This window comes from Streptomyces huasconensis (genome assembly GCF_021028635.1).
Lineage (GTDB): Bacteria > Actinomycetota > Actinomycetes > Streptomycetales > Streptomycetaceae > Streptomyces > Streptomyces huasconensis.
Map to the genome: position 1 here is coordinate 3,385,543 of NZ_CP086119.1, position 18,161 is coordinate 3,403,703.

The window sequence follows — 18,161 nt, forward strand, 5'->3', positions numbered from 1 at the left end:
CGTAGCCGCCTAGGTACACCCCGCACCAGAGCGGGAGTAATGCGAACGTAAAGATTTCCGGTCGGTGCTGCCTGAAGGCAATACAGCCCTTCCTGTTTCTCAGCGTCCCTCGGTCGTTGACTGGTCCGAGTCGCCAGGCAGGCCGGCCCTCACGCGGCACTCCCGCCCGGCGATACGGAGGAGAGTCACCGACCCCGCCCCCGAGGGGTCGGCTGCTCCACCATCCCCGGAGGGAAGACCTCGTGACCGTGATCGCGACCAAGCCCAACGCCACCGGCTCCCCTGGCTACAACGAGACGCTGCCGTGTAAGGCGAAATCCGCGAGCCAAGCTCGACAGCTAGTTTGCGCCGCCCTGAACACGTGGCAACTGAGCCACCTGATCGATGACGGGCAGCTCATCGTTTCCGAGCTGGTGGCCAACGCTGTGCAGCACAGTCATTGCCACAGCGTGCGCGTCAGCGTGGAACGCCCCACAGAAGACCGAGTCCGGGTAGCCGTATCCGACAAGTCTCGGACCAAGCCTGCCGCCGCAACGCCGAGCGTGGATGAAGAGGCCGGCCGTGGCCTGCTCCTCGTTGACAGCGTGGCGGACGACTGGGGCGTCGACTACCGCGCCTGGGGCAAGGTCGTCTGGGCCGAGCTCCGCGCCGAGGGGAGCGCTTGATGGCCAGGCACGCCAAGCGGCGGGTGTCCTTCTCCATCGTTCCCCGCGGCCTCGCTTTCCGGGTCCGTCGACCGCCGTGAGTCCGGCTCTTCGTGGGGGCATGCCCTTCCGGAGCGCGGATTCGCCGTGTCGGAGGAGGTCCAGCCGGACACCGACCTCCTCCTGCGGTTTCTCGACGCGATGCGGCGCCAGCAGGTCCAGGAGCGGGGCAGCGAGCCAGTGCCCATCACGGCCGAGGCCATCCAGCAGACGGCGGACTACGTGCTCAGCAGCCACCTGGACAAGGCGCAGGATGGCGAGCTCGACGCGACCGTCCTCACGCTTCAGGGCTACCTTGCCACCCTCGCACAGGAGGCGGAGGCGCAGTTGGACACGGGCCGGGCCGTCGTCCGCGAGATGGTGAGCCGGGCGCGAGCCGTGGCCACCGAGGAGTGCCGGCCGTCCCGGAAGAGCGCCAGGCACGCGGCCCAGACGGCTCGTGACCTCCTGGCCCTGTTGACCCGTGAGGGCTGGAAAGCCTCCCCGGCGGACTCGAAGGAGCCGCTCGGTGCCTAGGAAGGCCGTCGACGCCATGGTCGAGCAGATGGGCTGCGCCGACATGCCGACCGAACGCACGTACCTGCGGATTTCCGCCTTCGGGTTCCGGGCACAGGCCGAAGGCATGTCTGGGTTCGCCGCCCTGAAGGTCATGCGCGAGCACAACCCGACCATGGTCCGCACCCTCTACACCTATCTGGCCGTGATGGGCGTGCTCGTGGCACTGACCCTCGGCGTCTTCCTCCCGGAATAACGACGACTTCCGCCACCGGCGGGGACTTCCCGGGGCGCCGGTACCCATCACGGCCGGCAGCCCACCGGTGGCGGATGCCCGCTTCGTAGTGACGGACGGACGGGCACCCCCGAGCCCAGCCGGGCTCGGGAACGACGAAAGAAGGGGGCACACAATGCCCGCGATCACCGAGACGACCGAGACGGAAAGGCCCGACGTCGTCGAGAGCGACGTCGAGATCGCCGAGGGGCCGGGTGAAACCGGCGTCGCCGACGACCAGGCCAACCACGGCGACAGTGACATCGCCGAGCCGCTCGGCGCGTACGCGGTGCTGCTCGCGTAACCGCACCGACAGCGTCCACCCCATCGGTCCGCTCAAACCGACTCTGAGGAGCCTTCGTGACCACTTCCGCTGAGCAGCTCATCCCCGCACGCCCCTGGGGGGCTGGCCGCCTCGCGCCGTACCCGACCACCGTTCGTCGCCCGCACGCCACAGTCGCCATCGACCCGGGCACGCAGACCGGCGTCTACCGCGACCGTCTCGGCCAGGTGGTCGAGATGGGCAGGCACGGCACCAGCTCCGGCACCGAGACCTCCACGACCACGAACTCCGACTCCGCGCCCGACCAGGGCCACGACCAGGACAGCCAGCAGGACTGATGAACGCGACCGAGAAGAGGCCGGTCCTGGTGGTTACCGAGGCGGACGACATCACCGCCGACATGGTGATCACCGAACTCAACCGGCGAAGTGTGCCGGTGGTCAGGTTCAATCCCGCCGACATCGGCGGGGACCTGACGGTCTCGGCTCGGTTCGGCACCTGCCCGGCCCCCGTGGCCGGGCAGGTCCGTACCCCGTCGAGAACCACCGACCTGGCCCAATTAAGGGCGGTGTACTGGCGCCGCCCCGTCTGGCCCGCATTCCCGCACCTCGGCGACGACGATGCCCGTTTCGCGGCTGCTCAGGTGCGCTACGGGCTGGGAGGCACGCTGTACGCCCTCGACGGTCCGCTTTGGGTCAACCATCCACTCCGCAACGCAGCCGCCGACTACAAGCCCGCTCAGCTCGCCCTCGCACAGCGCCTCGGTCTTATGGTTCCGCCGACGCTCGTGACCAACGATCCGGTCGAGGCACGCGCATTCATCACGGCCCACGGGCAGGTGATCTACAAGACGCTGCGGTGGACCCCGTACGAGCGAGACGGGGTTCCGGTGACCGGCTGGGCGGAACCGGTCACGGCCGCCGAGATCGACGACAGCGTCCGCGTGACGCCGCACCTGTTCCAGGCCCGCGTGGACAAGGTCTCCGACGTGCGAGTGCTCGTGGTGGGCCGGCAGGTGTTCGCCGTACGGATCGACTCCGGCCTGCTGGACTGGCGCAAGGACTACTCCGCCCTCTCCTACACCGTGGTAGACCTGCCCGACCGCGTGACCGAGGCACTCCTTGCCTACCTAAACCACTTCGGGCTGGTGTCCGGAAGCTTTGACCTCGCCGTGGACCGGGCGGGTGACTACTGGTGGCTGGAGCTGAATCCGAACGGCCAATGGGGGTGGCTGGAGGAGCACACCGGACTCAAGATGTCCGCCGCATTCGCTGACCTGCTGACACGAGGAGAATCCCCATGACCGATACCGCGCCCGAGCGGCGTGCCCTGGCCGACCGGCTGGAAAAGGCCGGCGTCCTCAAGACACCCCAGTGGCGAGCTGCGGTTGAGGCAGTACCCCGCGAGCTCTTCCTGAACCCCGGAGTTTTCCTTCCCGTGGACGGCGGCCGATGGCGGCCGGTCACCGCTGTAGGAGCCGACCCCGCGGAGTGGGCACAGATCGCCTACAGCGACCAGTCCCTGACCACCCAGCTCGACGGACACCTGACCGCCGACCAGACCACTGATCTCGTGGCGGGCTCGCCCACCTCCTCCTCCACCACCCCAGTCACCGTCGTCGACATGATCGAGCAGCTCGACGTGGAGGACGGACACCGCGTCCTGGAGATCGGCACAGGCACCGGATACTCCTCCGCGCTGATGTGCCACCGCCTCGGCGAAGACAACGTCACGACCGTCGAGGTGGACCCGGAAGTGGCCGCCCGCGCGGACGCCGCCCTGGAAACGGCCGGGTTCTCGACCTGGACTGTGACCGGAGACGGGCTGCTCGGACACCCGCGCCGCGCTCCGTACGACCGAGTGATCGCCACCTGCGCCGTCCGCCGTATCCCCTACACGTGGATCAGGCAGACCAAGCCCAGGGGAACCATCCTGGCCACCGTCGGCGGCGCATGGTCCTACGGCACCGGCCTCGCGAAGGTCACCGTCGGCGAGGACGGCACCGCCGAGGGCCGGCTCATCGGCCGCTCCTCGTTCATGCAGGCACGCTCCCAAGCCGTCGTGCCTGTCACCGGCGACCTGTCCGCCCGCACCGCCTACGCCGACAGTGTCCGGGAGGCGAAGGTGGCGCCCTCCATGCTGGAAGAGTGGATGCCCGCCTTCCTCGCGCAGCTCGCTGCTCCCGGCGCACAGTTCGTCCGCGCAACGACGAGCGATGGCGCCCAGCTCCTGTACGTCTTCGATCCGGAGCGCGAGGCCTTCGCCGAGTTCACCTCTGACGGTGACAACTGGACCGTCAGGCAAGGTGGCCCCTTGGCCCTGTGGGACGACATCGAGCAGGCGCTCACCGCATGGCAGGACGCGGGAAGCCCCGACATCACCGCCGTACAGCTCCACATCACTGCCAAGGCCCACACGTACTGGATCGGCGACACCCCAGCACTGCGCTGGCAGCACCTCCTCGCCTGACCGTCGGGGCTGGCGGGGGCCGCTACCCTCCTGAGAGAGCAACCGCCGAGTCGTAGGGAAGCGCGATGGACGACGAGCCGCTGTCCAACTGGGCGGAGCGCCGTGACGCGAAGATCGGCCGACTGCGCGCCACGCCGGTCACCAGCAGCGAAGGGCCGAAGGGCTGCCACGTGAATCCCGATGCGCCCCGCGCCATCGAGAGGTGGAACGGCCATGCGTGGGAGCTGCACACCATTGCGTCGAACCTGGCAGAAGCACAGCGCATCCTCCACCCGGACACTGCGGAAAGCTCCCCCGCTCCGGGGCCGGCGCCCAACCCTCTCGGCCCAGGAACCGGCAAGCACCGCAAGCCCCAAGCGCCGCGATCCGACAACCACTGACCTCAAAGCCGCTGCGGTTCGTCAGGATAGACGTCCGGCGTCAGGCCACCGGAACAGTTGATGCCCGTCAGGCAACTGGCCCAGGGAACGGATTCAGCACACCTGAGGACGGGAAACCCCGCGAACATGTGAGAACTACAGAGGAGTAGTGGCAACACACGCGTCAACCCACTGACCAGGGGGCTTTTCGCCCGGAACACGGCAACCTGCTCTACCGTCGGGCCAACCTTGAGACGAGTTATTGTCAAATCCTGTGGATCTGATCAACGCGGTCGTTCCACCGGAGCCTTGTTTTGGTTCCCTCGGGCAAGAGCGGTCGAATCCGGTCTCACAGAGTGGCGTTCGCCTGCTGCCTGGTGAATGAGCTGGTAGCTTCCGCGACATGATCGACCACAGAGACAGCACGGCTCTCCGGACGCTGGTGACCAACGCCGACGCCGAGAGCGGCATCCTGCTGTTCGGCATCACGCCGCCGCGTCTGAGCACCGCTCCGGAGCGGATACGGGAGATCACCGCGGCCACGTTGGCACGGTTGGACTTCCTCGACCTGGACGGTCTGGCGCTCTACGACATCGACGACGAGAGCGACCGCAATCCTGCGGAGCGGCCGTTTCCGTACCTGCCGACCATGGACCCCGCCGCCTACCACGCGGAATACCTCGGCGAGTGGAACCGCCCTGCGGTTATCTACCGGTGCGTCGGCAAGTACCCCGAGGCGGAGCTGCGGACTTGGCTGCAGATGGCCGACACGGACCGAGTGCTCAGCGTCTTCGTCGGTGCGGCCTCGAAAGACAAGACGGTGCGGACCCGCCTGTCCGAGGCGCAGGCCCTGCGCCGCGACGTCCGCCCGGAGCTGCTGCTCGGCGGCGTCGCCATCACCGAGCGGCCCGACGAGCATCTGCGGCTGCTCGCCAAGCAGGAGGCGGGATGCGCGTACTTCATCTCGCAGGTCGTCTACAACGCCGACGCGGTGAAGAGCATGGTCTCCGACTACTACTACGCCTGCCGCGAGCGGCGGCTCACACTCAAGCCCGTCGTGTTCACGCTCTCGGTATGCGGCTCGGTGAAGACGCTGACGTTCCTCAAATGGCTCGGAGTCGACGTGCCACGCTGGATTGAGAACTCGCTGCTCCACGCCGACGACACCCTGGCCGAGTCGTACGAGCACTGCTTGGCCAACGCCCGTGACCTGGTCGCCTTCTGCCGCAGGCTCGGCATGCCGTTCGGCTTCCTCGTAGAGAGCGTATCGATCCGCAAAGTCGAGATCGATGCCTCGGTCGCCCTCGCCGGCGAGGTGAGCGGACTGCTCGGGCGCGGTCGACCATCCGTATGAGGCCGGCCATGAACGTGCAGGTGCCAAGTCCTCTGATCATGACGTAGCTCAGGCTGCTGAGACCCCCTCGCGCTCGACGAGGACTCCCTTCTCGAAGCGGGCTCCGACACGGACCAGGGAGACCAGGTGAGGCGCGTTGACCGCGCGCCATCGGGCCTGGGCGGACTCGACGAGCTTGAAGACCATCGCGAGGGCAGCGGCCGGGCTGCCGGCCCCGCGGGTGACCTTGGTTCGAAGCTTGACCGTGCTGAAAGTCGATTCAATCGGATTTGTCGTGCGCAGATGGACCCAATGCTCCGCGGGGAAGTCGTAGAACGCCAGCAGCTCGTCGACCCCGCCGGTGATCTTCTTGACGGCCTTGGGCCACTTCGCCCCGTACGTCTTCTCGAACGCCTTGACCGCCTTGTCCGCGTGCGTGCGGCCCTCAGCGTTGTAGATCTCCTGGAGCGCCTTCTTCGCGCCGGGCTGCGCGGACCTCGGCAACGCGTTCATGACATTGCGGGTCTTGTGAACCCAACACCTCTGGTGCCTGGCCTGCGGAAACACCTCCGCCAGTGCCCGCCACAGGCCCATCGCGCCGTCACCGACCATGAGCATCGGGTCGCGCATGCCGCGTCGGCGGCAGTCCCGCAGCAGGTCGGCCCAGGACTCGGTGGACTCGCGCAACCCCTCGGCGATCGCGATCAGTTCCTTGGTGCCGTCGACGCGGACGCCCATCAGGACCAGGAGGCAGGAGTGCGTCTCGGACAGGCGGATCTTGGGGTGGACGCCGTCGGCCCAGACGTAGACGTAGTCGGGTTCGGCCAGGTCACGGCGCTGGAACTCGGCGTGGTCAGCGGTCCACTGCTTCGTCAGCCGCGTCACGGTGGCTGGCGACAGGCCGGCCGAAGAACCCAGGAACTGTTCCATTGCGGGCACGAAGTCGCCGGAGGACAGGCCGTGGAGGTAGAGCAGCGGCAGGACTTCGCTGACCTTCGGGGACTTTCGGCACCACGGCGGGAGGATCTTCGAGGAGAACCGCTTGCGCTCACCGGTGGCCTCGTCGACGCGCTTGTCGTTCACACGCGGGGCGGCGACCTCGACGGGCCCGGCGGCCGTGGTCACCGTTCGGGGACGGTGCCGGCCGTTACGGACCACCAGTCGGCGACCGGCCTCGTCCCGCTGCCCGGCGAGCTCGGCTATGTACTTTCAACTTCCGCCTCCAGTGCGGCGGCTAGCATCCGCCTCGCGCCCTCCCGGACGATCTCGTCAATCAGGGAACCGGCCTCGGTGGTGCCGTCTTCGTTGACTACGCTGAGCACGGGCGTGCCTTCCCGACCCGGGTTCGCAGCGCGGGCCTACTCGGTGACTTGACGATCACTCACTCGGGAAGGTACGCCCTTCGTGCGTCCTCCAGAGAAGCCGATCCACAAGTCCTGAGCATTGCTCCCTTGAGACTGACCTTGTTCCCAAGAGTGCCGGCGATCTCAGTTCCCCATGACGTGGGCAACTTCAGGACTCGACTGTCAGGGCGGACGTCCGGGTTGCGCTATAACCGGCCATCGTTTGTTGCGGGCTGCCCTCTCCGTTTCGCATGCAGTGGCACTTCACGGACGAGTAGGTGCCGGTATGTCCCGGGCAGCCCTCCTCTCCTCTTCTGACCTGCACAGAGGCACCTAACGGGAGCGCTGCGGAGCGTACTCCCGCCGAACCGTTCGGCACGTCCGCAACCAGCCCATTCAGCATGTGCACGGTGCCGAAGCTGTGAAACAGATCCGGTCATGTTGCCCGGAGCTCGTTGTTGCGCCCCTGACTGACCCTCATCCTGAAACGTTCGTCTGCGGCCGAGAGGAGAACGGTGAAGGACCCGCGACGCCACGCGAGTGATCCCGACGTCATCGGGCAAACAGCAGGGCTTGTCAACTTCCTGCGCGACATGGTCCACAGCAGCCACCAGCGACAGCGTGACGACCGCAGCCGCGAACACCTCTGGCTGGCCAAGCTGCCGGATCCTGTCCACAGGCCGGCACCGCGACCTGACGGCGTGCTGCTGACGCTCGACCACGTTCCGCAGAGTGCACCACCCGATCTACCCGACTCGCTCGACGGCTGGGTCGAGCCGACGCGCTGCATGGATCCCGACGGAGGTGATCCGCCCCTTGCAGAGGAGGGACCGGGGGCCGAGCTGGTGCACGTCGCAGACACGAAGGAGCGGCCGGCGGAGGAAGGCGCCATCCGCCGCGAGGAGGCCGGTGACGTCCTGCGGGCCTACGGCACATGGCTGGATCGCTGGCGCCGGTGGGCGGCGCGGGAGCGCACGGAACGACCGCTCCGTGAGCTCTACGACCGGATGTACGCATGGCATCAGAAGCTGACCCGGGAGGACGACCAGACGGAGCTCGTCCTCGGCATTGGTCTCTTGACCTGGCTCGACCGGGACGGGGACGTCGTACACCGCCATCTATTCACCCATCGGGTGGAGACATCGGTCGACCGGCATACGGCGCGCCTGACGGTCAGACTGTCATCGGAGAGCGCCCTGCGTCTCGAAGACCAGGACTTCTTGGACAGCGACGACGGATGGGTACGCGAGCGCGGGGCTGCTCTCTCTGAAGAGATCACCGCTCGCAGGATGGACCCGCTCGGGCCCGAAGCCCTGGAGCAGTTGGCGCAGTGGCAGGAGCGGGCGACCACACGTCTCATGGGCTTCAGCGCGGCGTGGGAGCCACCCCGCGTACCCGAGTCGGGGGCGCGTCTCACCTATGCGCCCGCCCTAGTCATGCGTCCCCGCAACCTCAACTCCCTGCTTCGGTTCTACGATCAGATCGCTGAGGCGGTGGCCTCAGAGGGCCGGGCACCGCTCGGCCTCGCTCAGATGGCCATGACGATCGAGACCGCCGACCGTTCCACCTGGGATGGGAGCCAGAGGGCGCCTCTCTTCGGTGACGATCCGCTCTTCCCTGGCAAGACGAACGCTCAGCAGCGCAGTGTGCTGGGGCGCCTGGAGCATGACACGGGCGTGGTGGTTCAGGGGCCGCCGGGTACGGGCAAGACCCACACGATCGCCAACCTTGTCTCAGCGCTGCTCGCGCAGGGACAGCGGGTACTCGTCACAAGCGCGCGCGAGCAGCCACTGACCGTGTTGCGGGACAAACTTCCAGTGCCCGTGAGGGATTTGTGCGTCCTGCTGCTGAGCTCCACTCGCGGCGCTGGCGAGGGTGAACTGGAGCGCACCATCAACGCGCTCACCGACCAGGTGGCCACCAGCGATCCCGGTGAACTACGCGCCGAAATCCGCCGCCTCACCGGCGAACGGGACGAGGTGCGGGGTCGGATCGAAACTCTCACGGAGGAGGTGATCTCGCTCCGGGAGGCTGAATACCGGCATCGGAGTGTGGCACCGGGTTACGCAGGAACGCTCGCCGAGATCGTGGAGCGGGTCCAGGCCGGTGCCAAGGAATTCGGATGGATCGGTTGTCTCCCCGAAACCGCCGAGGACGTTCCTCCGCTGGCCTCCGAGCAGGCCCATGAACTGCTCGTCCTGCTGCGAAACGGTGCGGGTGAACCGCGTGCGGGAGGGGTCCTTCCCGTCCCTGACGAGCTCCCTTCCCCCCGGTACATCGGGGACGTCTTCGCGGCCTGCCGCCTCAGCGACGAGGGCCTGTCCGCGGAGGCTGTCGACATCCGGAACGCACTCGCCCATCTCGACGTCTCTGTAACCTCCGAACTGGCCTCGCTGCTCGATGCCTGCGAGACGGCCCTCCATCACCTCGGGGTGGCTGCCGACGCCACACGCTGGGATCCCGGTTCCTGGATTACCCGGGCGCTGACAGATCGGCTCGCCCGCTCCGACCTCGGACTATGGCAGCGTGTGGCAGCCGTCACCGACGACATCCGCGCGGTCGCGCGGGACGTGGATGCGCTTGGTCTGCGCCTGGTGACCGTGCCCGAGGACTTGACCGCCCAGAAGGCAAGCCAACTGACAACCGTCGGCACCGCGCTCCGAGACCACCTGGCTACGGGCAAGACCCTGCGCCCCCGATTCCCGAGCAAGGTGCAGAAGAACGCCCGAGAGTTGCTGGACTCCTGCACAGTAAACGGCCATGCGCCGCAGACCATCGAGGACCTGGACGCCGTGCTGGCCCACCTCCGGGCTCATGCCCTGCTCGCCGTCGCAGCCACGCGCTGGAAGCAGGTGAATGCTGCTGTCCCGCAGGGGGACGTTGAGGTGCGACTGGCCGAACTGACCGCACGCGCCGAGCGCCTTGAGCACGTACAGGCATTTGCTTCGGTCCGGGACCGCGTCGACGCGCTTCTCGTACGTCACGGCATACGACTGACGATCGCCTCCCGCCGGGCATGGCAGGACTTCAACGCAGGTGTTGCCGCGCTCCGTGGCCGACGGGCCGCCGACGAGGCGGTCGCGCAGCTGGCCGCCTGGGACGAACTCCTGCGTACCCCCGTCAACGGTACACAGCCTGCTACGGAGTCCATGGCACTGGTACAGGCTCTCCGTGACCAGGACGTGGAGGCTTATGCCCAGGCTCTGGAGGCACTGGTCGCCGCGCACCGGCGGGAGCACCGCACACGTCGGTGCGCCGAGCTGCTGGGCGCTCTACGCGCCGGCCACTCCCTGCTTGCGGGCCGCCTCGTCGACAGCGCCGACGACCCCTGCTGGGAAAAGCGGCTGGGCTCCCTGGAGCGGGCTTGGGCGTGGGCGAAGGCTTCACAATTCCTGGAGAAGCAGCGCACGCCGGGCCTGGAGCGCAAGCTCGAAGGCGACCTGAGCGAGCACGAAGACCGGCTGGAACAGTTGACCGGTGAACTCGCCGCAGCTTGGGGACGGCTGCATTGCCTTGAGCGGATGACCCAGGAACAGCGCTCGGCGCTCCAGGCGTATCGGACGCACATGACGTCCCTCGGCAAGGGTAAGGGGAAGAACACGGGCCTCTTCAAAGCTGCCGCACGCGATGCGATGTCCGTGGCCCAGGACGCGGTGCCTGCGTGGGTCATGCCCATCCCTCAGGTCGCCGAGATGGTGCAGGCGAGGCGGGACGCCTTCGACGTCGTCATCGTGGACGAGGCCAGTCAGGCGGGTATGGACGCGCTGTTCCTCTTGTGGCTGGCTCCTCGCGTGATCGTCGTCGGTGACGACAAACAGTGCGCGCCCGCCCTCACCCGCAACGGCCGCCACCAGGCCATCCAGGACAAGCTGGCCGCCCATCTGCCGGACATGCCCAGCCGACTGCGCCAGCTGTACACGCCGCACACCAACCTGTATCAGTTGCTGTCCACCTTCTTCCCACAGGTGATCCGCCTCGCGGAGCACTTCCGCTGTGTGCCCGAGATCATCAACTGGTCTTCCAGCACCTTCTACAACAACAAACTGGTGCCCCTGCGTCAGTACGGCGCCGAACGGCTGGACCCGTTGCGTACCCACTTCGTCGAGAGCGCCGTGGTCGTGGGCCGCGAGAGCCGTGTCCACAACCCCAAGGAGGCCGAGGCAATCGTCGACTGCCTGGCCCGCCTAGCCGAGGACCCCGCCTACCAGGACAAGACCATGGGTGTGATCGTGCTCCAGGGCTTCGGGCAGATCAAACTCCTGGAGACCCTCATCGAGCAGCGGCTGCCGGCCACCGTGCGCGAGCGGCACCGGATTCGCGTCGGCAATGCGGCCTCGTTCCAGGGCGACGAACGCCACGTCATCCTGCTGTCCATGGTCGTGACGAACCCGCCGCGCGCAGCGGGCGGGAACAAGAGCGAGCAGCAGGCATACAACGTTGCCGCCAGCCGTGCCCAGGATCAGATGTGGCTCTTCTACTCGGTCCCGCCGGACCGTCTCAAGCCGCACGACCTGCGGCTGAACCTACTGGCTTACATGGAGAACCCGCCCGCCGGGCTGGAGGCCGCCGACGACATCGGACTGGTGCTGCCGGACGTCCGAAGGGCTCCCTTCGACTCGCTCTTCGAACAGCAGGTGTATCTGAAGATCAAGGAGCGGGGCTACCACGTGGTCCCGCAGTTCCCTGCCGGCAGTAAGCGCATCGACCTGGTGGTCGTGGGGTCTCGCGGCCGTCTCGCCGTCGAATGCGACGGTGACGCCTTCCACCATGCAACGCGGGAGCAGATCCAGAACGATCAGCGCCGAGACCGTGAACTGAAGCGCGTGGGCTGGGAATTCTGGCGGGTACGAGAGAGTGAATTCCGCTTCGATCCCGACGCGGCGCTCCACGGTCTGTGGGAGGAACTCGACCGCCAAGGGATCCGGCCCGCCAATTATGCGCAGTCTGCTTCAGCCGCCCGGCCGAACGGCTCTCATGCCGAATGGAAGCCACTCGACCTTTCCTCGGACGACGGGCTCTCCGAAGGCGAGGAAATCGGAGACGAACAGACCAACCACCGAATCGACCAGGACACCGCGGAGGACAACGCTGCATGACACAGGAAACCGTTCTGGCCCCGCTTGATGGCAACACCTTGAAGGAACTGGCTCGCGTCATTTGCGGCGACGACCACCTCTATTACCGAAGAGGATTCGAGATCGCCCAGTTTCTGGAGAACGCCGGATGGCGCAATGTGCCCGACTACGACGGCGAGTACCGGAGCGAGTGGACCCTACAGCTCCTCACAGCTCGTCGTGACAGCCCCACCGAATTGGAGAAGGTGCTAGTCAGGCTCGCGGACGCACGTGAGTACTTCGACGAGCCCGATGTCCTCCCAGCCGTCGTCGACGCGGTCAACGCCTTCCTCATCCATGAGGGTTTCCGCCTGGAAAATCCAGGCGGCCGACCCAGGATCGTTGTCTGCGATCCGGCCATGGCACATCCGGGCCAGCAGGCACCGGTCGAGCTCAAAACCACGATGGCCGAGATCATCCGTGAACCGCGGATGGCTGCGCTCCTCCAGCGCCGACTGGATGAAGCCCGCACCTGTTACGCCAACGGCGCCCACGTCGCGGCCATCATCATGCTGGGCAGCCTCCTTGAAGGTGTTCTGCTCACGGTGATCAATGAACGCAACGCCTCCCTGCTGGGCAACAAAGACCCGAATTTCATTGGCCTCAAAGCTCTCATCGATATCTGTCACAAAGCAGGCTGGATCGACATCGACATGGAGCGTTACAGCCAGACACTTCGCGAGTACCGCAATTTCGTCCACCCACGGCGTGAATTCCGCGAGGCGCATACTCCCGACCGCGACACGCTCACTGTGTCCTGGTACGTCGTGAACGGCACTCTCAACGACCTCGCGGCCAGCCAGCCCGAAGCCGGCGCATAGAGCCACGGCACGTGCGCAAGCCGCAGCACCGGCTTCTGCCGGGCCACAGCCCTTAATCCAGGCACATCCGATCACGTGGGGGAGCAGGTTGAAAATCACGGCAGAAGTGCTGAGAGACCTTGCGGAACCGTCGAACGTCGCAGTCCACTCAACCCTGCAACTGGCCGGGGATGTGGGCGCCGCGGCGGCGGACGACGACAAGCAACGAGCGGAGAAGGAACTTGATCGGCTTCGTCGGAAGCCTGGACTGCGTCCCATGCCGGCAGAGGATCTCGGCCGACTCGCGCAATTCACGCCCTGGGATGTGCTGCACTCCTTGGGACGGGCAATCACCTTGGCCCGGCGCGGAGCGGGACGCGGCCTCGCAGAGCACTGGGGCTGTCTGAAGTACAACCAGGCTCTGACCGGGGCCTCGGACTCCTTCATGGCTCTCTCCACCGAGGGCAAGGAGACCGCAGACTATTACAAGGCGCTTCAGTCGGGAGAACTCGGCACGGGTTTCGCGTTGGTTCTCGCTACACGACTCCTGAGCAGGCGCTATCCAAACCACTTCGTCTCGATCGTGCCATCTGACACAGCTCTGCGCGCAGGGTGGGCCCTGACCAGCAGGGACTCCGGCCCGAAGTCGGGTTACCGATACCGACCGCAGTTCTTCGCCGAGGTATGGAGGCCCGGCGAGCCCTCTCGCGTCTTCCCGATCGCGTGCAAGGGCAACCACAGCGGGCTCTCCGCCTCCCACACCCAGCTCGCTTCGGCCTCCGCCCACGTCGAGGCAGTACACATCGGAGCATGGGACGAGACACCGTGTCTGGTGTTCAGTACAGAGCTCCCACTCGACGGCCCCCTGACGGTCCACGCCCTGGAGGCCGGCGGAGATGGAGGTTGGCTGGATGCTCCGGGCCGCGTCCTTGACCACGTGTTGGAAGACGAGAACGTCTACCCCGGCATCCAGCCCCCCGTGCAAGGCGACAAGCCCGCCCAGCCCGAACCCGGCTTTCACGTGAGTCCCGACCTCTACGGGTGGTTCCAACACGCGCTTGCCCGCACAGCCGCAGCCGGTCTTACCGCGTTCGCCGGAGACGCAAGGGCCACCGCCCCGTATCTGACGAAACGGCAAGGAAAACGGCACTTCGAAGGCATTACACACGCGGCCACGGACAGCGTCCAGGACGCACGGCACCGGTTCTTCGGTACCGACTTCGTCGGCACAGACCACGTCTTCCGGCTTAACAGGAAGCGAGTCGAGGCGTTCTCCGGGGTGGCGGAGGATCTCTTCCGCCACCTTGAGGAGGGCAGGGTGGAGCAATACCGTCGCGAAATCTACGCGCGCCGGTCCGACTGGCCACGCGCCCCCTGGGCACCACGCTGGAACGGCCCCGTCTCCATACATCCGGACGGCTCCGTGCTGGCTATGCGCCTACTGCGCGATTAGCCCACGGTATGTATGCAGGCGGCGCTCGCCCGTCATAGGCGCAGATCCGGTCCACGGAACAGGCTCACGAGCACCCACATGGGACCCAGACCATCGACCCAAGGCTTGGACTTCATGCCATCGATCGGTGCCCACGCGGAACGGATTCAGCACACATGAGGACGGGATACCCCGCGAACACGTGAGAACTACAGAGGGGTAATTCCCCAGGTCAAGCGTGCCGCACCCTACATTTGTGCAGGTCACAGCGCTGCCCTGGGAAAACTCCTAAAGCGGGTGTCGCAGGTTCGAATCCTGCCGGGGGCACCAGCACAGAGGCCCCGGACCGATCTTGGTCCGGGGCCTTTGGCATCCACTTCTGGCATCGACGGCGTCGGTCACCGATGACCGGGACGCCTCTTCCTGAGCAGCCGGCCCATGTGGCGGACGGCCTCGCGCTACTCCACGCCGCCGCTGTACCTGCTGACGGACGCACAGGTCACGCCGATTCGGACCTCGGCGGGCACGGCAGTCCGCGACACTCGGTCCCGGTCCCGAGCACAGCGACATCGTCCGCGTGCTTGGCGTGTCTCAACACTTCGGTGGCGGTGGGCCACGATCTTGCGGGCCCGCACGAGTTCGATCACGAGACCTTGAGGCCAGGCCGGCGCGGGCATGCCGAGGGGCGAACCTTACAGGCTGGTCAGTGCTCTCGCGCAGTAAGTGGTGTGTCTCCGCGAGAAGCCTTGGAGCACCGTGAGGAGAGTGGATGATGGCCTCTCAGCGTTCACCGGCAAGGGGGCAACGATGAGGCACGACTTCGATGCCATGGTGGTATTTCTCAAAGCCCGCCTTCGCGAGGACGAAAACGCGGCCAAAGCACTGAAGCCGAGCAAGAACGGGGACATGGCCCGGTTACGGGACCGGGTCCTTTCCGACGTCGAGGCGAAGCGCGGGCTGATGGAGTGGGTGTTCGCGCCTCAGTGGGAACTGGGGGAATGGGAACACACTTTCGCAGGAAGCGTGGTCATCAAACAGTGGATGACCTTCCGCCAGCCGGTGATCGAGCAACTCGTAACGGCGTACGCCGATCACCCCGATTTCCACCCCGAGTGGGGCTGATCGAGGTCGATCCGATTGAGGACCAGGGGCACACCCGCCTGTCGCGGTGAATCTGGGCCGAAGCCGCTCCCCGTCTACGTACCCGTCCGCGCCGCGCATCGGGTCGGGGCCGCCATCCGCACCCCCCCAGAACGCGCGGGACACGGCCGCCGTCGTTCTCGCACTCGCCGACACCGACGACCCGCCCCTGTGGCCCCTGTCCACCCCGCCCCGGGGCAGGCGGACCGAGGACGGACCGGGAGACAAGCCCTCCACATGGCGCCGGGCGCCCCCCGCCCCCCAGAGGACGGAAGGCGCCCGGCGCTGCCGTGTCAGGCGACGGCTCAGAGCACGCCGCAGTCTGCGACGGTGATCGCGGAGCGGGTGCGGCCGCTGTCCGAGCCGAGGGACTCGATCCGCTTGACGAGCTTCATCGACTCCTCGTCGGCCACCTCGCCGAACACCACGTGCTTGCCGTCCAGCCACGGCGTCACGACGGTGGTGACGAAGAACTGGGAGCCGTTGGTGTTCGGGCCGCGGTTGGCCATCGAGAGCAGGCCCGGGCGGTCGTGGGTGCGCTGGAAGTTCTCGTCGGGGAACTGCTCGCCGTAGATGCTCTTGCCGCCGGTGCCGTTGCCGTTGGTGAAGTCGCCGCCCTGCAGCATGAAGGCCGGGATCACGCGGTGGAACGGCGAGCCCTTGTAGCCGAAGCCCTTCTCGCCGGTGCACAGCGCGCGGAAGTTCTCCGCGGTCTTGGGCACCACGTCGTCGTACAGGTTGAAGGTGATCCGCCCCGCGGGGGCGTCGTCGATGGTGATGTCGAAGTAGGTCTTGATGGTCATGACCTCATCCTGACACCTTCCGGCGCCGGGTCGGACGCGCGTGCCGCCGCGTCCTGCGCTTCCAGCACCTCATCGCCGTACGCGAAGCCCCACGCCCCCACCGCGTCGACCGGCGGCGGCGTCCGGCCCAGCGGCGGCGGGAGCCGGCGCGGGAGCGGCAACTTCGTTGGCGGCGCTCGGGCTGTGGTCCGTGTGCCGTCGGCCTGGCAGGGTGGTGCATCCGTGCAGCCGTCCGCCCGGCCGGGCGGGGTGAGGAGGCGTCGGCATGGGGATACCCGGGCCCGAGGAGCAGGCCGACGGGGGTGTGGGGGCCGTCGCCGCGGCGGGGGGTCTGCACCTCTACCAGTTGCTGTTGCACGCCGAGTACGGACCTGTCGTACGGTTCCAGCTGCCCGGCGCGGGCACGGCCGTGTCCGTCGCCGACCCCGTGCTGCTGGAGGCCACCGCGCACGTCGACAAGCGGCCCGCGCGGCTCTTCGAGTTCCTGGCGCCGCTCTGCGAGGCCGAGAACCTCCAGGTGCTGAACGCCGCCGAGCACGGCCCCTGGCGGCGGCTGCTGCTCTCGGTGTTCGCCGGGCGGCCCTCCCACGAGCGGCACTTCGAGCGCTTCACCGCCCTGGCGACGGAGCTGGCGGACCGCTGGGCGGCGCGGGCCGAAAGCGGGCCCATCGCGCTGCAGAAGGACCTCACCGCGCTGTCGCTGCGGATGATCTGCGAGTACGCGCTCGGGGGCGCCGCCGGGCTGGCGGACCCGGAGCGGGTCACCGCCGCGTTCGAGGCCGTCCTGACGGAGTACCTGGGCGGCGGCCCCGGCACCCCGGAGTCGCGGGCGCGGGCCGCGGAGGCGCTCGCGTATCTGCGGGCCGCCGTCGACGACGTGATCGCCGCGCACCGGGGCGCCGGCCGCGCGGACCGCAGTGACCTCATCGGCGCGCTCGTCGAGGCCGGGGAGCGGCCCGAGCGGATTCGCGACACGGTCATGGTGACGCTGCTGGCCGCCCACCACACCACGGGGGTCGCCGTCTCCTGGACGCTGCATCTGCTGGGCCTCCATCCGGCGGCGGCCGACCGCGTCGCCGACGAGCTGGACCGTGTGGCCGGTGACCGCGCGGCGCCCGACTTCGCCGGTCTGCGGCGCCTGACCTATCTGGAGCTGGTCCTCAAGGAGTCGATGCGGCTCTACCCGCCCGGCCCGTACGGGGCGCGGGAGACGACCGAGCCGCTCGTCCTCGGCGGGTACGAGGTCCCCGCGGGCACGACGGTCTTCTATCCGTTCTGGGCCCTCCACATGAACCCCGCCTACTGGCCGGAGCCCCGGGTCTTCCGCCCCGAGCGGTTCACCCCTGAGGAGGCGGCCGGTCGGCCCAGGTTCGCCTACGTGCCCTTCGGGCTCGGGCCGCGGGGCTGCGAGGGGGCCGGTCTGGCCATGGTGGAGGCCGAGCTGATCCTCGCGGTGCTGCTCAAGCGCTTCCGGTTCCTGCCCGCGCCGGGGCACGAGGTGACGCCGGTGGAACGGTTCGTGCTGTGGGCCGCCGACGACATCCGCATGATCGTGGAACCGCGCGAGCCCCTTCGCGGGACGTGACGCATGCCACTGCCGGTTTCCGGCTCC

The 18,161-nt window shown here is 67.5% G+C and carries 15 protein-coding genes and 1 pseudogene; 14 read left to right on the plus strand and 2 right to left on the minus strand.

Annotated elements, in window-relative coordinates:
• Positions 1-242: 242 nt before the first annotated feature.
• The 9 genes from J2N69_RS15215 to J2N69_RS15255 all read left to right on the plus strand — a co-directional run bounded on the left by J2N69_RS15215 (position 243) and on the right by J2N69_RS15255 (position 5,938).
• Positions 243-665 carry an ATP-binding protein gene (locus J2N69_RS15215; protein ID WP_230901238.1) on the plus strand — a complete coding sequence of 141 codons (423 nt, stop codon included), beginning with the start codon at positions 243-245 and terminating at the stop codon, positions 663-665.
• Between the two features lie 126 nt (positions 666-791).
• Entirely contained in the window at positions 792-1,220 is a 429-nt protein-coding gene (locus tag J2N69_RS15220; RefSeq protein ID WP_230901239.1) for a DUF6415 family natural product biosynthesis protein, read from the plus strand.
• Positions 1,213-1,455: a hypothetical protein gene (locus J2N69_RS15225; protein WP_230901240.1), complete on the plus strand. Its 243-nt coding sequence runs from the start codon at positions 1,213-1,215 to the stop codon at positions 1,453-1,455. Before J2N69_RS15220 ends, J2N69_RS15225 begins: the two co-directional genes overlap by 8 nt.
• A 154-nt stretch (positions 1,456-1,609) precedes the next feature.
• Positions 1,610-1,777, plus strand: coding sequence for a hypothetical protein (locus tag J2N69_RS15230; protein ID WP_230901241.1), 168 nt, complete (start codon positions 1,610-1,612; stop codon positions 1,775-1,777).
• A gap of 56 nt (positions 1,778-1,833) precedes the next feature.
• Positions 1,834-2,094: a putative ATP-grasp-modified RiPP gene (tgmA, locus tag J2N69_RS15235; RefSeq protein ID WP_230901242.1), complete on the plus strand. Its 261-nt coding sequence runs from the start codon at positions 1,834-1,836 to the stop codon at positions 2,092-2,094.
• Complete coding sequence (tgmB, locus tag J2N69_RS15240) at positions 2,094-3,059, plus strand: ATP-grasp ribosomal peptide maturase (RefSeq protein WP_230901243.1); 966 nt, start codon at positions 2,094-2,096, stop codon at positions 3,057-3,059. Before tgmA ends, tgmB begins: the two co-directional genes overlap by 1 nt.
• Positions 3,056-4,225, plus strand: coding sequence for an ATP-grasp peptide maturase system methyltransferase (gene tgmC, locus J2N69_RS15245; protein WP_230901244.1), 1,170 nt, complete (start codon positions 3,056-3,058; stop codon positions 4,223-4,225). The genes tgmB and tgmC overlap by 4 nt, the downstream gene beginning before the upstream one ends.
• Before the next feature lie 65 nt (positions 4,226-4,290).
• A complete protein-coding gene (locus J2N69_RS15250; RefSeq protein WP_230901245.1) occupies positions 4,291-4,605 on the plus strand; it encodes a DUF6087 family protein in 315 nt (104 codons plus the stop codon).
• Between the two features lie 382 nt (positions 4,606-4,987).
• The gene (locus J2N69_RS15255; protein WP_230901246.1) at positions 4,988-5,938 is read left to right on the plus strand and encodes a methylenetetrahydrofolate reductase; all 951 of its coding nucleotides are present in this window, start codon (positions 4,988-4,990) and stop codon (positions 5,936-5,938) included.
• A gap of 48 nt (positions 5,939-5,986) precedes the next feature.
• On the opposite strand, the pseudogene J2N69_RS15260 reads toward J2N69_RS15255, so the two are convergent.
• Positions 5,987-7,239, minus strand: a pseudogene (locus tag J2N69_RS15260) (IS256 family transposase).
• Positions 7,240-7,775: 536 nt separating this feature from the next.
• Between J2N69_RS15260 and J2N69_RS15265 the strand changes: the two are divergent.
• From J2N69_RS15265 to J2N69_RS15280, 4 genes are all read left to right on the plus strand, one after another.
• Positions 7,776-12,356 carry an AAA domain-containing protein gene (locus J2N69_RS15265; RefSeq protein WP_230901247.1) on the plus strand — a complete coding sequence of 1,527 codons (4,581 nt, stop codon included), beginning with the start codon at positions 7,776-7,778 and terminating at the stop codon, positions 12,354-12,356.
• Positions 12,353-13,195 (plus strand): hypothetical protein, encoded by an 843-nt coding sequence (locus J2N69_RS15270; RefSeq protein WP_230901248.1) that lies wholly within the window; start codon positions 12,353-12,355, stop codon positions 13,193-13,195. The genes J2N69_RS15265 and J2N69_RS15270 overlap by 4 nt, the downstream gene beginning before the upstream one ends.
• Positions 13,196-13,283: 88 nt before the next feature.
• Positions 13,284-14,627: a hypothetical protein gene (locus tag J2N69_RS15275; protein ID WP_230901249.1), complete on the plus strand. Its 1,344-nt coding sequence runs from the start codon at positions 13,284-13,286 to the stop codon at positions 14,625-14,627.
• Positions 14,628-15,371: 744 nt separating this feature from the next.
• A complete protein-coding gene (locus tag J2N69_RS15280) occupies positions 15,372-15,728 on the plus strand; it encodes a DUF6221 family protein (RefSeq protein ID WP_230901250.1) in 357 nt (118 codons plus the stop codon).
• 323 nt (positions 15,729-16,051) lie between these two features.
• Here the strand turns inward: J2N69_RS15280 and J2N69_RS15285 are convergent, their stop codons facing one another.
• Positions 16,052-16,549: a peptidylprolyl isomerase gene (locus J2N69_RS15285; protein ID WP_230901251.1), complete on the minus strand. Its 498-nt coding sequence runs from the start codon at positions 16,547-16,549 to the stop codon at positions 16,052-16,054.
• 265 nt (positions 16,550-16,814) lie between these two features.
• On the opposite strand from J2N69_RS15285, the gene J2N69_RS15290 reads away from it, so the two are divergent.
• Entirely contained in the window at positions 16,815-18,134 is a 1,320-nt protein-coding gene (locus J2N69_RS15290) for a cytochrome P450 (RefSeq protein WP_230901252.1), read from the plus strand.
• The last annotated feature ends 27 nt before the right edge of the window (positions 18,135-18,161 follow it).